18 protein-coding genes are annotated in these 16,835 nt (G+C 45.5%); 11 read left to right on the top strand and 7 right to left on the bottom strand.

Annotation, left to right across the window (positions count from 1 at the left end):
* Positions 1 to 11: 11 nt before the first annotated feature.
* The gene (locus tag F7R24_RS09095; RefSeq protein WP_151670946.1) at positions 12 to 2,303 is read right to left on the bottom strand and encodes an ABC transporter permease subunit; all 2,292 of its coding nucleotides are present in this window, start codon (positions 2,301 to 2,303) and stop codon (positions 12 to 14) included.
* Positions 2,304 to 2,476: 173 nt separating this feature from the next.
* Positions 2,477 to 3,451, bottom strand: coding sequence for a PstS family phosphate ABC transporter substrate-binding protein (locus tag F7R24_RS09090; protein WP_151670945.1), 975 nt, complete (start codon positions 3,449 to 3,451; stop codon positions 2,477 to 2,479).
* 183 nt (positions 3,452 to 3,634) lie between these two features.
* Between F7R24_RS09090 and F7R24_RS09085 the strand changes: the two genes are divergently transcribed.
* The 11 genes from F7R24_RS09085 to F7R24_RS09035 all read left to right on the top strand — a co-directional run bounded on the left by F7R24_RS09085 (position 3,635) and on the right by F7R24_RS09035 (position 12,612).
* Complete coding sequence (locus F7R24_RS09085) at positions 3,635 to 4,954, top strand: permease (protein WP_240776065.1); 1,320 nt, start codon at positions 3,635 to 3,637, stop codon at positions 4,952 to 4,954.
* A 27-nt stretch (positions 4,955 to 4,981) separates the two neighbouring features.
* Positions 4,982 to 5,212 carry a thioredoxin family protein gene (locus F7R24_RS09080; protein ID WP_151670944.1) on the top strand — a complete coding sequence of 77 codons (231 nt, stop codon included), beginning with the start codon at positions 4,982 to 4,984 and terminating at the stop codon, positions 5,210 to 5,212.
* Between the two features lie 207 nt (positions 5,213 to 5,419).
* Positions 5,420 to 5,788: an ArsR/SmtB family transcription factor gene (locus F7R24_RS09075; protein WP_151670943.1), complete on the top strand. Its 369-nt coding sequence runs from the start codon at positions 5,420 to 5,422 to the stop codon at positions 5,786 to 5,788.
* Positions 5,789 to 5,821: 33 nt separating this feature from the next.
* Positions 5,822 to 6,901: an ACR3 family arsenite efflux transporter gene (gene arsB / locus F7R24_RS09070; protein ID WP_240776064.1), complete on the top strand. Its 1,080-nt coding sequence runs from the start codon at positions 5,822 to 5,824 to the stop codon at positions 6,899 to 6,901.
* Between the two features lie 170 nt (positions 6,902 to 7,071).
* On the top strand, positions 7,072 to 8,082 hold the full coding sequence (locus F7R24_RS09065) for an ArsJ-associated glyceraldehyde-3-phosphate dehydrogenase (protein WP_151670942.1): 1,011 nt from the start codon (positions 7,072 to 7,074) through the stop codon (positions 8,080 to 8,082).
* A 5-nt stretch (positions 8,083 to 8,087) separates the two neighbouring features.
* The gene (gene arsJ, locus F7R24_RS09060; RefSeq protein WP_151670941.1) at positions 8,088 to 9,308 is read left to right on the top strand and encodes an organoarsenical effux MFS transporter ArsJ; all 1,221 of its coding nucleotides are present in this window, start codon (positions 8,088 to 8,090) and stop codon (positions 9,306 to 9,308) included.
* 90 nt (positions 9,309 to 9,398) lie between these two features.
* On the top strand, positions 9,399 to 10,178 hold the full coding sequence (modA, locus tag F7R24_RS09055) for a molybdate ABC transporter substrate-binding protein (protein WP_151670940.1): 780 nt from the start codon (positions 9,399 to 9,401) through the stop codon (positions 10,176 to 10,178).
* Positions 10,178 to 10,849 (top strand): molybdate ABC transporter permease subunit, encoded by a 672-nt coding sequence (modB, locus tag F7R24_RS09050; RefSeq protein WP_151670939.1) that lies wholly within the window; start codon positions 10,178 to 10,180, stop codon positions 10,847 to 10,849. The genes modA and modB overlap by 1 nt, the downstream gene beginning before the upstream one ends.
* Entirely contained in the window at positions 10,846 to 11,946 is a 1,101-nt protein-coding gene (locus F7R24_RS09045) for an ABC transporter ATP-binding protein (protein WP_151670938.1), read from the top strand. The genes modB and F7R24_RS09045 overlap by 4 nt, the downstream gene beginning before the upstream one ends.
* A gap of 115 nt (positions 11,947 to 12,061) precedes the next feature.
* Positions 12,062 to 12,325: a CopG family ribbon-helix-helix protein gene (locus F7R24_RS09040; RefSeq protein WP_151670937.1), complete on the top strand. Its 264-nt coding sequence runs from the start codon at positions 12,062 to 12,064 to the stop codon at positions 12,323 to 12,325.
* Positions 12,310 to 12,612: a type II toxin-antitoxin system RelE/ParE family toxin gene (locus tag F7R24_RS09035; protein WP_151670936.1), complete on the top strand. Its 303-nt coding sequence runs from the start codon at positions 12,310 to 12,312 to the stop codon at positions 12,610 to 12,612. Before F7R24_RS09040 ends, F7R24_RS09035 begins: the two co-directional genes overlap by 16 nt.
* A gap of 54 nt (positions 12,613 to 12,666) precedes the next feature.
* Here F7R24_RS09035 and F7R24_RS09030 read toward each other — a convergent pair whose 3' ends face one another.
* The 5 genes from F7R24_RS09030 to F7R24_RS09010 all read right to left on the bottom strand — a co-directional run bounded on the left by F7R24_RS09030 (position 12,667) and on the right by F7R24_RS09010 (position 16,701).
* Entirely contained in the window at positions 12,667 to 13,956 is a 1,290-nt protein-coding gene (locus tag F7R24_RS09030) for a type II toxin-antitoxin system HipA family toxin (RefSeq protein WP_151670935.1), read from the bottom strand.
* Entirely contained in the window at positions 13,946 to 14,236 is a 291-nt protein-coding gene (locus F7R24_RS09025) for a helix-turn-helix domain-containing protein (protein ID WP_151670934.1), read from the bottom strand. The genes F7R24_RS09030 and F7R24_RS09025 overlap by 11 nt, the downstream gene beginning before the upstream one ends.
* A 154-nt stretch (positions 14,237 to 14,390) precedes the next feature.
* The gene (locus F7R24_RS09020; protein WP_151670933.1) at positions 14,391 to 14,777 is read right to left on the bottom strand and encodes a rhodanese-like domain-containing protein; all 387 of its coding nucleotides are present in this window, start codon (positions 14,775 to 14,777) and stop codon (positions 14,391 to 14,393) included.
* A 153-nt stretch (positions 14,778 to 14,930) separates the two neighbouring features.
* On the bottom strand, positions 14,931 to 16,127 hold the full coding sequence (gene chrA, locus F7R24_RS09015) for a chromate efflux transporter (RefSeq protein ID WP_151670932.1): 1,197 nt from the start codon (positions 16,125 to 16,127) through the stop codon (positions 14,931 to 14,933).
* The gene (locus F7R24_RS09010) at positions 16,117 to 16,701 is read right to left on the bottom strand and encodes a glycosyltransferase (protein ID WP_276613250.1); all 585 of its coding nucleotides are present in this window, start codon (positions 16,699 to 16,701) and stop codon (positions 16,117 to 16,119) included. Before F7R24_RS09010 ends, chrA begins: the two co-directional genes overlap by 11 nt.
* Positions 16,702 to 16,835: the final 134 nt, after the last annotated feature.

The raw sequence follows: 16,835 nt of genomic DNA, 5'->3' as shown, positions 1-16,835 counted from the left end.
CTATCCCATCATCACAGGTTGCTGTAGCGAGCACGTAAGCGCTGGCGAATGATTTCGGCAATCGTGTTGACAACGAATGTCAGCGCCAAGAGCACTAAGGCTGCTAAGAACAACACCCTAAAGTGCGATGAGCCCACCGCTGTTTCAGGAAGTTCTACAGCGATGTTCGCCGACAAGGTACGCATCCCTTCAAAGATGTTGAAGTTAACAACTGGGCTGTTACCCGTTGCCATCAACACAATCATGGTTTCCCCGACTGCACGACCAAAGCCCATCATCACCGCAGAGAAAATACCTGGGCTTGCGGTTGGAATAACCACACCCATCACGGTTTGCCAGCGTGTAGCCCCCAGTGCTAATGAACCTTGGGTTAGGTGTTTCGGGACGGTGAATACAGCGTCTTCTGCGATAGAGAAAATGGTGGGAATAACCGCAAAGCCCATCGCTATACCGACAATCAGTGCGTTACGTTGGTCATAGGTGATACCGATATCAGTAAACCACTGACGCATACTGCCATTGAAAAACCAGATTTCAATCCAAGGGCTTGCAACAACACACAAATAACCAAAAATTAAGATCACAGGTGCCAGTAATGCCGCTTCCCAACCATCTGGAATCATTTTACGAATAGGTAGCTTAGTCCAGATGAAAGCAAACAACAGCATCATTACTGGCATTAAAATAAAGAAGCTGAAAACCGCAGGTAAGTTATCCTCTGCGAAGGGCGCTAACCATAAACCAGCCAAGAATCCTAGAATAACGGTCGGTAAGGCTTCCATAATCTCGATGCTTGGCTTAACCACACCACGAAGTTTCGGTGTCATGAAGTAAGCGGTATATATAGCACCAGCGATCGCTAAAGGCATTGCAAACAGCATGGCATAAAATGCCGCTTTTAATGTACCGACAGACAGAGGTACCAAGCTGAATTTCGATTCAAACTCATCAGATGCTGAAGATGACTGCCAAATATATTCAGGGTTCGCACGACCTTCATACCACACTTTATTCCACAAAGCAGAGAAGGATAGTTGTGGGTGTCTATTCCACAACCCTGCTGCTTGTATCTGATTATTCGCGTCTAATAACAGAATACGATTGTTAACCTGTGAAATGGCAACACCGATTAGTGCGGTATTTGCTTTTTGCTCCAAGAAAAGAGTGCGAGCAGACGTTCCGTAATGAACACCTAGATGACCTGCAGCATCGACTGCGAGGAAACCTTTACGCGTATATTCAGGGGCAATGTTGGTAATGGCAGCACCGTGTGCTTTAAAATCACGGATCCTTACTAAGGAATTTATGTTCTGCTCATCACGAACCAAAAACCATTGACTGAGTTCACCTGATTCTGTACCAATGATCAAAGATACTGTTCCGACCAAGAAGTCGATTGCTGTAATCGCGCTTCCTTGACCCGCATCGTAACGATCCACTAAACGTGGATTATTAAGATCAGAAACATCGTAGTAGTAAATAAACCCAGACTGATCGGCAATAAATAGGCTTCTTAAGGCCTTATCCAACAGCATTTTTACTGGCTGTTCTGGCACTGTGTCTATTTCTGCATGGCGAGTGGCAACAGTAGTTTCACCAGTCATCATATTGCTGCGTGTTTCTAGGTGCGTCAATATCAGACGATTATCAGCAGTGATAGCGGCCATTAAAGAGCCCCCTCTACCTCGAGTCACTGTTTCGATCGCCAAATGCTCTAACGCCATCCCTGCAGGATCAACCGTGATAGGTTCTTCACCAAATGGGAATTCCATTTTCGGGGTAATGACCCGTCGATCAACAGGGAAGCTTAAATCAAACGCGTGCCTGCTAATAATGGCTTGCCCATTACTTAAACCCTGTGCGGTTACAGCGCCAATGGCTTCAGTATGAGCAAAACTGGTGATTTCAGTCTCTTCAGGAATGGGTAACTCAAATTGGCTGCGAATTTCACCGTTATCAGCGTCAAAAAACGTGACGCGTCCATCATCAGTATATTGAATGCCAAGCTCTTCATAACGCTCAATTAAAAAGCGTTGTAAACCAGCATCTTGAACCGGTAGGTTGTAAGTGGCTTGAGGTGTTACCGTTGCACCTTTAAGGATTGGCATCACTTCATAAAACAGATAGATGAAGATCATTGCCAAGGCAAACACAACACCATAACCTGCAATAGTGATACCCCAACGAGAGGTTTTATCACGACGAGCACGTTTTCGGCGTAACTTCTGCCTAGCTTCAGTATCGGGCAGTAAAGACCGACTGCGTATTGAGGGCGGAACCGCCGGGGTTACCGTATCATTCATGGGAAATCGCTCTTGTAGAATCGAAAATAATGATGCTGGCTAGAATAATGCAGGTATGTGACATTAATGTTACGGAGGCTTTTTTTATTAGAAATGACTGCAGTGCTAGCATCCCTGTTATTACCCAATAAAAAAGAGGCCGCAAGGGCCTCTCTTTATCCAACCGGATCGTATTAGTCGATGCCTAAGTCAGCACGAACACGTGCAGCAACAGCTTCTGACAGTGGAACATATCCATCACGGAACACGACTTCTTGACCTTGCTTAGAGTAAAGCATTTTCACGAATTCGCGAGTCTGTGGGTCCAGATCTTCGTTTGGATTTTTGTTGATGTAGATGTAGAGGAAACGAGCCAGTGGGTAATCACCTGATGCCGCATTTTCTGCAGTCGCTTCAAAGAACTCACCACCGTGTTCTTGTGTTAAAGGAACAACGCGGACACCAGAAGTACGGTAGCCGATACCAGAGTAACCGATACCATTGATGGACTCGCTGACACCTTGAACTACAGAAGAAGAACCTGGCTGTTCATTGATGCTAGACTTGAAGTCACCACCGCAAAGTGCGTTGTCTTTGAAGAAACCATAAGTTCCAGATACAGCGTTACGGCTGTAAAGTGCAAAATCACGGTTTTCCCAAGCACCTGTCATACCCAGTTGACCCCAACGAGTGATATCACTGTCATGGCCGCAACGACGAGTTGCAGAGAAGATTGCATCTACTTGTGGGATGCTCAAACCTTCAATTGGGTTATCTTTGTTAACATAGACTGCCAGCATATCAACAGCAACTGGAAGCTCGTATGGCGCATAACCGTGACGCTCTTCGAACGCTTGGATCTCAGACTGACGCATACCACGGCTCATAGGCGCTAGAGTTGCAGTACCTTCAGTCAAGGCTGGTGGCGCAGTAGAAGAACCAGCACCTTGAACTTGGATGTTTACGTTTGGATAGAAGCGGTTAAATTCTTCAGCCCATAGTGCCATCAGGTTGTTCAGTGTATCTGAACCAATACTAGAAAGGTTGCCAGACACGCCGGATACCGCGGTGTACTCAGGCAGGTTAGGATCGACATCAGCCACAGCATAGCTGCTTACAGCGATAGCGCTGGCTAGCGCAGCTGCCTGAAATACTTTTTGCATCTTCATCGTGTTCACTCCGTCAATTTAAGACTTAGGTGTTTTTAATTCACGAGACTGACTATAAGGATGAAATGTGACGAACGTGTGACAGCTAGAATTTTTTTTAAAACGTGAACATTCTTTTCGCCAGACTTTCGTCAACTATACTGAAACTAACGATATCAAGGATCCGCGTTTAGGAGAGAAATCGTGTATGCACAGCTATTAGCGCTTTATCGAGCAAATCCTAAAGAGGGTAAAGTGCTAGCCTTCATGATCGCCGTGTTTTTATTGATCTATTTTCTACCGGCAGGAACCGAGCGCTTTGATAATGCGATATTAGAAGCTTTTAGGCTTACCAATTGGTATGCACGCGAACATGTGATCTTATGTTTGCTACCTGCATTTCTGATTGCTGGCGCGATGGCAACCTATTTAAGCCAAGGCGCGGTAATGCGCTATCTAGGTCCCGATGCATCCAAACCTGTTGCTTTTAGCGTTGCTTCGGTATCAGGAACACTGCTTGCTGTTTGTTCTTGTACTGTTTTACCGCTTTTTGGTGGTATCTATAAACGCGGTGCAGGTTTAGGCGCTGCCATCGCTTTTCTATATTCAGGCCCTGCCATTAATGTGATGGCTGTGGTCGTCACCGCTAAAGTATTGGGTGCAGAAATTGGTATCGCCCGTGCAATGGGAGCCATTGTTTTTGCCCTAGTCATTGGCACTATCATGCACGTTATCTACCGCAAAGAAGAGGCACTGCGATCCATCACCAATAAGCGTGGCTTTACCGGTGGTGACAGTGAGAAGTCCATGGCAATCGTGGCGCTTTTCTTCGGTTTAATGGTCGGTATTCTCGTGTTTGCTAACTGGGCCGCCGCTGACAGTGAATTCTGGATGCAGATTTATGCATGGAAATGGCATATAACCAGTCTGTTGTCGCTGGCTTTAGCTGTATTACTGATATTGAAATGGCAGTGGCCTGTTCTGCCATTACTAATACTCACCTGTGTGATAGTGCTTTTCGCGATTATTGTGCCGGTAACACCCGAGTTACCTTTTGTCATAGGTATTGGCGGCTTGATGTTAATCTCATCACTAAGAGATCAAGATAGAGAGTGGGCAATACAAAGTTGGGATTTCGTTAAACAGATCACGCCTTTGTTATTAGCCGGTGTATTTGTTGCAGGGTTTGCACTGGGTCGTCCCGGGCATGAGGGTATTATTCCTTCAGAATGGGTGGTGGCTGCGGTGGGTGATAACACTCTAACGTCAACAATATTGGCTTCACTATTGGGTGCATTAATGTATTTCTCCACCCTGACTGAAGTACCCATTGTGGAAGCATTACTGGGCGCTGGAATGGGTAAGGGTCCTGCATTGGCATTATTACTGGCAGGTCCAGCGCTCTCTTTGCCCAATATGCTGGTGATTAGAACCATTTTGGGTACTGAAAAAACCTTGGTCTATTGCGCACTTGTTGTGGTGATGGCAACGATAACAGGGTTTTTTTACGGTAATGTATTTTAATAAAAACAATTATTTAGGAGCTTAAATATGAAATTAACTATTTACGGCAAAGGTTGTAAAAAATGTATTCAGCTAGCCGAAAATGCTGAACAAGCTGCCCTCGTTAAGGGTGTGAGTTATGAATTAGTTAAAGTAATCGATACCAATGCCATCATAGATGCAGGTATTCTGAGAACGCCCGCATTAGCCATAGATGATGACATTGTGATTGAAGGGAAAGTGGCAAGCGCTGAAGAGATTGCTGGTTTTTTGGATTAAGCCAGCAGCGGATCTGCTTGAAGCCCGAACCACGAAGCTGAACTCCCCGTAAGCCTTTTACCTTGCCTTATGTGGAGCACCAGCAACTGCATGAGGGGATAGCCGTGTCGCTTAGTTTTAAAGGTTATTTTTTAACCTAAGAAAGTGGTTGCTTATCAATATACTTGTCATTTGACAAAACTCATATATGTCCATATTCTTGGAAGTATGGAAATAAAAGATGCTTTAAATACTTTTGCCGCACTTTCTCAAGAAACTCGCTTGAAAGCATTTCGTTTGTTAGTTCAATCCGAACCGGATGGATTGCCGGCTGGCGAGATTGCTAGACAGCTCAAGGTGCCGCATAACACCTTATCCGCCCATTTATCTTTGCTTTCACAAGCAGGCTTAGTGGTTTCTCAACGACAAAGTCGATCAATCGTTTATCGCGTGAACTTAGATCAGATGCGCGCCATCATTCAGTTTCTTGCTCAGGATTGCTGTGACGGTCATCCAGAGGTTTGTGCCCCACTGACACGTGATCTAAACGAGATAGAGATGAAGTGTGGTCAAGCTAAGGTGGGTACAACAACTTGATAGCCCTTTTTTACGCATAACTGGAGTTTCTATATGAACACTCATGATAAAGATGATGTGCCTAGCACAACGGAAGGTATGGGGTTATTTGAGCGTTACTTAACGGTGTGGGTTGCTTTGGCGATCGTTGTGGGAATTTTGATTGGTCAATTTGTACCCGCTATTCCTGAAACCTTATCACGCTTTGAATATGCTCAGGTTTCTGTTCCCGTTGCAATCCTTATCTGGGCCATGATTTTTCCGATGATGCTGCAGATCGATTTCAGCTCCATCGCCGGTGTCCGTCGACAACCTAAAGGATTAATTATTACCACATCCGTCAATTGGCTGATTAAGCCTTTTACGATGTTCGCGATAGCGTGGTTTTTCCTGATGGTGGTTTTTAAGCCACTCATTCCAGAAGACATGGCTCGTGAATACCTTGCGGGTGCTATTTTATTGGGAGCGGCACCCTGTACAGCGATGGTGTTTGTGTGGAGTTACCTGACTCGTGGCGATGCTGCCTATACGCTGGTGCAGGTAGCTATCAATGATCTGATTATGCTGTTTGCTTTTGCTCCCATCGTTGTGTTCTTACTGGGGATATCCAACATTCAAGTGCCTTGGGATACGGTGATTCTATCGGTTGTACTCTATATCGTGATTCCTTTAGGTGCAGGCTATTTGGCACGCCGATGGGTCATTCAGCGTTATGGTATTGAGTGGTTTAATAATGTGTTTTTGAAGCGATTGGCTCCGGTTACGCCAATTGGTTTGATTATCACTTTGGTACTGTTATTCGCATTTCAGGGTGATGTCATCATCGCTAATCCGCTGCATATTCTGTTGATTGCGATTCCATTAATCATTCAAACTTTTTTGGTCTTTTTTATCGCTTATGGCTGGTGTAAGGCTTGGCGGGTGCCTCACAACGTAGCCGCGCCTGCGGGCATGATCGGAGCGAGTAATTTCTTCGAACTTGCCGTTGCAGTAGCAATAGCCTTATTTGGTCTTCAGTCTGGTGCGGCATTGGCTACGGTTGTCGGCGTATTGGTTGAAGTGCCGCTGATGTTAGCCCTTGTTCGTATCGCGAATAAAACAAGACATCATTTTCCAGCAACGGTGAGTCAATAAAATGTTTGATCACTTACCTAAATTGGTTTTGTTTACGGAAAAGGTGGCGTAGGTAAAAGTCGAATGGCTTGCGCGACAGCCGAAATGACAAAAGATGACATGTGTTCTCAACATGTCATCTGATTTGTTTACTGTATATTTTTTCCATATATCAATAAAAAGGTGAAGCAATGACAATTAAAGTAGGTATCAACGGTTTTGGCCGCATGGGACGTTTGGCGCTTCGCGCTGCGTGGGGTTGGCCAGAATTTGAGTTTGTGAAGATTAATGATCCAGCCGCTGGCGCAGAAAGCTTGGCGCATCTACTGAACTTTGATTCGGTTCATGGCCGATGGGATCGTGAAGCATCAGCGGAAGACGGTGTGATGATCATCGATGGCACACGCATTCAGGTCACCCAAGAAAAAACCATCGAAGCCAACGATTGGTCTGACTGTGACCTGGTATTTGAATGCTCAGGTAAAATGAAAACCAAAGCGCTGCTTCAAACCTATCTGGATCAGGGTGTTAAACGCGTGGTGGTGTCAGCACCGGTGAAAGAAGCGGGTGTATTAAATGTGGTGATGGGTGTGAATGATCATCTGTATGATCCAGCACTCCATCCCATCGTGACGGCTGCTTCTTGTACAACAAACTGTTTAGCGCCAGTAGTGAAAGTCATTCTTGAAAATCTTGGCATTCGCCACGCGAGCATGACCACCATCCATGATTTAACCAATACACAAACCATACTGGATGCTCCCCATAAAGATCTGCGTCGTGCCCGTTCTTGTGGTACTAGCTTGATTCCAACCACCACCGGTTCAGCTAAAGCCATTATTGAAATCTTTCCAGAATTAGCTGGGCGCATTAACGGTCATGCGGTGCGTGTGCCTTTAGCCAATGCATCCTTGACTGACTGTGTCTTTGAAGTTGAAAAAGCAACCACTGCAGAAGAAGTAAATGCTTACTTAAAAGCAGCTGCTGAAGGCGAGCTAAAGGGTATTCTTGGATACGAAGAGCGTCCATTGGTGTCGGTCGATTATCGTGGCGACTCGCGTTCCAGCATCATCGATGCGCTTTCCACCATGGTGGTGAATGGCACCCATGTCAAAATATACGCGTGGTATGACAACGAATGGGGTTATGCGCTAAGAATGGCGGAACTGGGTCGTAAATTAGCGGTGATGGATCAAGAGTAAAGACAATGTTAGCCGGGCTTTCTGCAGGGGTTAAACAGTATCTGGTTGTTACCGGAAATTACTGGGCTTTTACACTGACCGATGGTGCATTACGCATGTTGGTGGTGCTGTATTTTAATCAATTGGGATACAGCCCTCTGCAGATCGCTTTTCTGTTTATCTTCTATGAGATTTTTGGTGTGGTCACCAATCTCGTCGGCGGATGGTTAGGTGCTCGCTTAGGCTTAAATCGCATCATGAATGTGGGTTTGGGTTTACAGGTGTTTGCCTTACTCATGTTAACGGTACCCAATGAATGGCTGACCGTGGTCTGGGTGATGGTGGCGCAGGCACTGTCGGGTATCGCTAAAGACCTGAATAAAATGAGTGCTAAAAGCTCAATCAAAATGCTGGTACCGGAAAATGCCCAAGGCACACTGTATAAATGGGTTGCGATTCTCACTGGATCTAAAAATGCCTTAAAAGGTGTTGGCTTCTTTATGGGAGCCGTCTTGTTAACTTGGCTTGGATTTACCGGTGCCGTGTTAGCTATGGCCGTGATGCTGGCGTTGGTGTGGATTTTATCGATGATCCTGCTAAAACAGGACTTAGGTAAAATGAAAAATAAGCCTAAATTCACCGATGTGTTTTCCAAAAGCCGCGCGATTAATGTGCTAGCCGCTGCTCGGATGTTTTTATTTGCTTCCCGTGACGTCTGGTTTGTGATTGCACTGCCGGTGTTTTTGAAAGAAGTACTCGGTTGGGATTTCTGGCAGGTCGGCTTCTTTATGGCCAGTTGGATAATTGGATATGGCATTGTGCAGTCGATTGCACCTTATTTTACCGGCAAACGTAGCGGCCGCATTCCGGGGCGCAAAGAAGTCGTCATTTGGGGGGGATTATTAGCCTTCTTCCCCGTTCTGATCGCCGTGGGGCTGACTCAAGCATGGCCTGCCAGCAGTGTGATCGTGGTTGGATTACTCTGTTTTGGTGTGGTATTTGCCGTTAACTCATCCTTACATAGTTATTTGATTGTCAGCTTTGCACGCGGTGACGGTGTCTCGTTAGATGTGGGCTTTTATTACATGGCCAATGCGATGGGTCGGTTAATAGGCACGCTTCTTTCCGGCTGGATCTATATGACTTGGGGGCTAGAGGCTTGTTTGTGGGTCTCCAGTGTGATGGTGCTGCTTGCTGTTTTAATTTCGTTAGCGCTGCCACCTGGTAGAGCCGAAGCTCAGCTTTGATCTGATCATTAAAAATCGAAAATAGCGGGGAGCATTTCCTAACCTAAATGAGTCATAATCCTACTGAATACATTCATAGGATGTTATGTCATGGCTGCAAAGCGATCGTTTGGTTGGGTTTATTGGGTCACGCTCGGGTTATTGCTATTGGGTATGAGTGTACATGCGTCTGCCACCACCAGAATAGCCGCTGCTTCTAGCCTTCAGTTAGCACTTAGTGAGATCGCTGAGGTATTTTTAACAGACTTTCCTGATGCAGATTTGAGTCTGACGTTCGGTTCTTCCGGTGTCATTGCGAGTCAAATTCAACGGGGGGCACCTTTCGAGTTGTTCCTTTCTGCCGATGTTGTCAATGTTGATCGTTTAGAGTCTTCCGGTTGGATTGACGCTAAACCCTATGATTACGCCTTAGGTCAGTTAGCCTTCTATAGTCGACAACCCTTGGAGGCGACGACTGCCCGTGATGCACTGAATGCCTGGTTAACTGTGCGAGGAGAACATAGCAAAATAGCGATTGCTAATCCCCGTCATGCCCCCTTTGGCATCGCTGCAGAGGGGTGGCTATCTAACCTAGATCAATCAGATCGCGTTCGTGGTTTTTTGGTACAGGGTGAAAATGTCGGTCAAGCGGTTCAGTTTGTCCTGTCTGGCTCTGCAGAAACAGGCATTGTGGCATGGTCATTATTGAAAAATCGTGATGACTTACAGGGATATTCTTGGTTGATTCCAACGTCAGAGTATCCGCCACTGGTTCAGCGAGCGGCATTAATTAAAGGAGCTGGACAGATAGCACAGGACTTTTATCAATTTATCCAAACGCCTAAGGCAAAACAAATTTTCATTCATCATGGATTTGGTGCGTTAGAGTAATGGATTGGCAAGCCTTAAAAGTATCTTTGGAGTTAGCCTTCTGGACCAGTTTTTTTCTGTTTCCCATCGGGATTTTTGTTGGACGCGCGCTGGCGGTTAGGCAACTTCCATTTCGTCCGGTGATTCAAAGTCTTATCTTTCTGCCATTAGTATTACCGCCCACCGTTTTGGGTTACTACTTTCTGGTTGCGATTGCGCCTGACGCACTGTTAGGTTCAGGTTGGTTTTGGTTAACCGGTCGTCCTTTGGCGTTTACCTTCGAGGGGTTATTGATTGTTTCACTCATTGCAAATTTACCCTTTGCTATACAGCCAGTGCAGAATAGCTTCGCCGCTATCGATTCGGATGTTAGGGATGCAGCCAGAGTTTGCGGTTTAAATTTTTGGCAAGCCTTATGGAAAGTTGAACTTCCCTTGGCTTGGCCGGGTTTGCTGAGTGCCTTTTTACTGACCTTTACCCATACGCTGGGAGAGTTTGGCGTTGTGTTGATGGTGGGTGGTAATTTAGAGGGTGAAACACGAACACTCTCGATTGCTATTTATGACGAAGTTCAGGCATTAAACATGACGGCTGCCGGTCAAATGTCATTATTGTTATTAGTCCTTGCCTTTGTCAGCTTGTTACTGGTGCAATGGAAAACGCAGCGCTTTGCTGACAAGGGGCAAAGATGAGTGATCAAACGCTTTTGGGTCTGGAAGCGAGCCTTCGCTCAACAGGTCAGATTCCGTTAGAGATAGATCTACATTGCGCTTCAGGAGAAATTCTTGCGTTGATCGGTCCGTCTGGCAGTGGTAAAACGACATTATTACGCAGCTTGGCGGGTCTTTATAATGAACTTGAAGGCTATGTGCGTTGCCAGGGCCGCTTTTGGCTAAACAGCCAACAGCAGATTTGCCTTAAACCCGAGCAACGTCGCGTCGGTATGGTGTTTCAGCAATACGCTCTCTTTCCCCATTTGAATGCCTTAGATAATTTGCTTTTGGCGATGACACACCTACCGAAATCAGACCGGCAGACCAAAGCTTTGGCAATGATGGAAAGAGTCAATTTAGCCGGGTTAGAAAATCGCTTACCTCACCAGTTGTCGGGAGGACAGCGTCAACGCGTTGCCTTAGCCCGTGCATTGGCTTCTGAGCCGGATCTACTCTTATTAGATGAACCTTTTTCGGCCGTTGATCAAGTCACCCGTTTCCGCTTAAGAAGGGAACTGGCACGACTGCGCAAACAGATCGACATTCCTATTTTGCTTGTGACCCATGATTTAGATGAAGCCATGCAGTTGGCAGATCGCATCTGCGTGTTGCATCATGGTGAATTATTACAAGTGGCATCGCCTAGGGAGTTGATGCAGCGTCCTGTTAGCCCTGATGTGGCAAGACTACTGGGGTTGCAGAATATCTTTACCGGCAGGGTGATGGAGGTTGAACAGGATTCGTTACTGCTGGATTGGGATGGCTGTTCTATTCGCATTGCTCAGTCAACATCCTATGAACTGGGTCAACAGGTTAGCTGGATAGCGCCACCACAGAGTATCCTACTCCAACGTCCAGATCGACCTGTTCCGGGTGATAGCGAAAATCCAGTTGCTGGAACACTAACTGAGCTGGTTGTCATGGGGCCTCATACGAGTGTCAGAGTGACTCCTAATCATGCACCTGAGCTTCCCTTAAGCTTTTTCATTCCCTTACATTATGTTGAGCGCCAGCAACTGCATGAGGGGATGGCCGTCTCGCTCAGTCTGAAAGCTCATTCTTTGCATGTTTTTTGAGTAATCTAATTCATTTCAACAAATACTAACTTTGCAAAACTTTTGCGAAAGATCCAAACAAAGCGCTATAGTGTTAACATTGTTAAACACAGTTTAACCTAGAATAGGTGAGCATATGTTAGGTGTCCGATTAGATGAACAACTCGAACGTCGTTTAAATGCGTTAGCTGCGAAAACACAACGCTCTAAAAGCTTTTTAGCCAAAGAAGCATTAAGTCGTTATATTGAGGAAGAAGAAAAAGTCCAGCGAGAAAATGAAATCGCAATAGCGCGCTGGGAGGAATATCAAGAAACCGGCGAAAGCGTCAGTAACGATGCCGTGACTGACTGGCTAGAGTCATGGGGCAGTGATCTGGAGAAATCATGCCCAGCGAAATAATCTGGTTGCCAGCAGCCGTTAAAGATTTAGATCGCCTGCGCAATTTTATAAAATCTGAAAATCCTCGTGCTGCACAACGCGCGGCGGAACGTATCATTGAAGGTGTTCGCATACTGCAAAAAAATCCAGAAGCGGGCATTCCAGTTGTCAATCTAACCGACTTTAGGGATTTAGTATTACCCTTCGGATCTGGTGAGTACATTATTCGATACCGAAGAGAAGTCTCCGATCGTATCGTCATCATCAGAGTTCGCCATAGCAAAGAAGATGGCGTTCAAAAAAGCTAACTTCCAATTAACTTAGCAAAAATCCGTGTAAACCCTCGACAGGGCGGGGAGCAGTCACCGTATTATGTTTTTGACGTTATGACAACTAGTGGCTAATTGCTTGTTGATTAATCGAGTTGTTTCTCGTTTGACCCCTAATTCTTTAGCAACATTACTGAACGCTGATACCACATCAATCAGTTCCTCAATCACATGTACGGCGCTTTTCCAGTGAGAAAAGCCTGCAGAGCTTGCCAGCTTTTGCAATGCCTTGAGGGGTGGTTGTTTGCCATATCCAGCATAGGATGTCGCGTGTTCACCAAAAGGGTGAGGACTAAAGGTGACGTCGTAAAAGGGCGCCGGTTGCCATTGACCCTTATCGTTTTGCAAAAATGCCCAGTTTTTACTGTGATCATCATGATTGCAAACCAACAGGTTAAAAATAGCTCTTTTGAATTGTAATTGGCCTACCGCGGGTGATTGGCATAGTATTCTGCTGGCTTTAATAAGATCGTCATAATCTAAACTGGGTGAACGAAAATCGGCATCCAGAAGACCGCACGCACTGTGTAAATGAAGCCTGCCAGATGATCCGTCAGGGTGGTTGATATATTCAAAACGCTTCAGTGCCAGCCATTTTTCAGCACCTGAAGCTTTTGGGGCATCGAGTAATTGCCATTTAGGTGGATTAAGTTCTGCCAAATCTGCCAAGGTTAAATAAACGGCTTCGCAAAAGCCTTCTTCATGACCCAGTGGTAAATTTCTAGAGGTAAATTTAACCAACCAGGCTTCATCATTCGATTTTGCTCTAGTGTGGCATAGCTTATGGTTTTCACCATCAATGTAGATAAGTGCTTTAGGTCTAGCTCCACCAGAGCTTCCGGCAGCCACGAGTTCTGCTAAAACATCTTCAGTTTGACCATCAAAGATAGCTTGAGCATTGAGTCCTAACTTATCGATGCTAGTGTCTTGATCATATTCATGAAGATATTCCGAAGTTGGGCTAAAAGATAGAGCCCCCATTCCTGAGTTACCTACAAAAGCCAGTCGGTCCATTGCGGTAACCGTAGCAGGTAAAATTTCGTGCTGGCGAAAAACACGATCTTGCAGTAATAATCCCCAACCGTCTGGCAATGCGTCAGCGAACACTCCATGAAGTCCTCCATGAGGAGACTTGGGCGCTGGTTGCAAGGATGCATCAAATTGGATAGCAAAAGGTGACAGATTTTCAAAGTTTGCTAGATATTCTTGATCATACTGAAAAAAAACGCCTTGAGTGTTTTGCGCCAGTACGCCAACCACAATCGTTTTACCCGATGAAAGCCTGCGAGATACCACCAGTTTTTGCACCGGTTTAAAGGCCATCCTTTAGCACCTCTTCGATGGTTGTTGGCTGCTTGAACCGCTCTGACTCTAATTTCGTCAACGCATAAAGACGCTTTAAGTCGTCAAGGGTTTGCCAAAGTAACAGAAGCTGCCGAAAAGAAATTTGCCCGGTCGACTCAAATTTTTTGATGGTGGCTGCAGGCACTGTGCTTTTCTTGGCTAATCCTTCACGTGAAAGTTTAGCTTCTTCCCGTTTGTGACGCAGATAATCTGCAAAAGCCTTTTGCACATCATTCTCGGCCAGTAGTAAATATTTCATCAAGCTTCCTTAGATACAATAATATCTATTATAGCTAAATAGTGTATATTTTAGATACCATTGTATCTAATTTTGAGGCGGTTTTGAGTTTGAGTGCATCAAACATACACGACTAATAATCGTGTGCTTTGTTGATGATTAACGCACGAGCCATTTAACAGGCATCACAGGGAACAGGTTGATAGCCTTCCGATATCAGTCGAAAGATCCCACCTTCAATATTAATAACGTCCTGTGCAAGGTGAGGCTCAAGCATGCGTGCCAGCTGTGTCGTGCGGTTGCCTGTTCGGCAAATCAGTGCGACGGGACGATCATCCAAGTAAGGTGCCAAGTCTTGAAGAAAATTGCGTGAGGCTGTGATCGGAATCGCACCTTCCACTATGCCCGTTTCAGCCCATTCAAAGGGTTCGCGAATGTCGATTAGCAACACATCCATCTCTTTTAGTTCTTCTGCCGAAGGCGCAATCGACTGAAATGCAAATGCTGGAAGGCTCAATACAGAGATTATCAAGGTTAAAAAAAGCGACTTAAGAAATTTCATGAGCGTCTCTGAAAACTATTAAACTAAACCAACGAATTGAGTGCTTTGTCATTACTTTGAAGGTTCAAACTGTTTATCGTTCAAAAAAACCTTACCTATTGTCATGACACGATTTAATTTCTTTTATGGCAAGCTTCATTAACTAGCTTATATCTATAAAAATAACCAACCCGCGATAGCGCCCATAGGCACTAACAGCAACACGGGCACTCGACCACTGGCCAGTAACCCGAGTAAGACACAAGCTAATAATGCATCTTTCCAATCGCGAATACCGGCGGTAATGACTGGGTTATAAAGAGCGGCTGCTAAGAGACCCACAACGGCTGCATTCACACCCAGTAAAAGTTGTTGTAATCGTGGATTGGTACGAACGGCTTGCCAGATTGGCAGAATCGTTAATAACAGTAAGCAACCCGGTAAAAAGATACTGATTAATGCAATCAAGGCGCCTAGGCTTCCACTGGCTTGAGCGCCAATAAAGGCAGAGAAGCTAAACAATGGGCCAGGCATGGCTTGAGCAGCACCATAACCTGCTAGAAAATTATCGGCAGTAATCAGTTGTTGGTTAACGGTTTCGGCATGTAACAAGGGTAAGACTACATGGCCGCCACCAAACACTAATGACCCTGCACGATACATCGAATCACTTAATAACCAAAAACTGTGGCCAGAAGAGATCGCAATGACTGGAAGCAGTATAAGTCCAGCAATAAAAAGAAGCCCCGCGGTCCATGCGATCGATTTTGATAGATGAATATTCAGGCCATCAACCTGTGTATTGGGTTGTTTCGGTGTAAGTAATATCAGTGCGAGTAATGCACCACAACAAAGAGCACCCAACTGACCAAAAACTCCGGGTACAAACAGCGCAATAAATGCTCCTAAGACTGCGATCCCTCGTCTAGGCAGGTCAGGTGTTAAGCTCTTAGCCATGCCCCACAATGCCCATGCAACGACGGCAACAGCTGTTATCTTGAGCCCTTGTAATACACCTTGGTAACTGGATAGGTCGAGGTGAAATAATGAGACACCTAACAGCCACATCAGCATCGCAGAGGGCAGGGTGAAGCCGACCCATGCAGCAATGGCTCCTCCTAGACCGGCTCGGTGTAACCCTATCGCAAAGCCTACTTGGCTACTCGCAGGACCCGGAATAAATTGACATAAAGCGACCAATTCAGCATATGCGCTTGAGCTTAGCCAACGCTTCTGTTCAACAAAGGTGGTCTGAAAGAAACCTAAATGTGCCACTGGGCCACCGAAGGACGTTAGCCCAAGTAATAAGAAGGTTCTAAATATTTCTGTGATCGATCTCGACTCTTGTGTATTTAATCCATTATCCGACATGATTTAATTGTATCTCAGGATTATCAGTTTCTTTATCTATGCCCGTGGTAACAAGCAGTTTATGTAAAATATCCTTGGCTTGATAGGCTTGCAGTCTATCCTGAGCTAAGCGTTGCATACGCTTTTGCTCGATCTCCGATGTGGTTAAATATTTCACCACATGCGACGCCATTTCAGTGGGTGAATCAGATAAGTAGCCCTGTTGCTCATGTTCAATGATATCGGCAGGCCCTTTGCTTCGATAGGCAGCAACCGGTAAACCTGTTGCCAAGGCCTCAAGTACCACACAACCAAAGGTATCAAAGCGAGAAGGTAAGAGTAGCATATCGGCTTGTAAATAAGCCTCCTTCATTGCGCCTTCACCTATCCAGCCTAAGTATTCAGCTTCAGGTAATTGGCGACGTAGTTTCTTGAGTGCGGGTCCATTGCCTGCTACTCGAATACGTATATTGGGAATCACTTTCCTGACCCACTGGAATACTTCAGGTAGATCCAATACGCCTTTCTCACGGCTAACGCGCCCTGCGTATAAAAGCGTGGGTGTGGCTCTAGGTAAATTGCGTAGCTCAAACAGATGAGCATTGTTAACGCTGGTTAAAAACCGCAGTTATATGCCGCAGTTTTTTTGCAGCAAATAACTGGTATTAGAGGTTACGCTACTCTGGTTGTTTTCTGCGTCACTCAGTACTTAGAAGTCCCCGTCATCAT

Origin of the sequence: Nitrincola schmidtii (assembly GCF_008973715.1) — a bacterium.
Classification (GTDB): Bacteria; Pseudomonadota; Gammaproteobacteria; order Pseudomonadales; family Balneatricaceae; genus Nitrincola; species Nitrincola schmidtii.
Note: the sequence above shows the minus strand (reverse complement) of the source record. Positions and strands in the feature narration are given on the sequence as shown.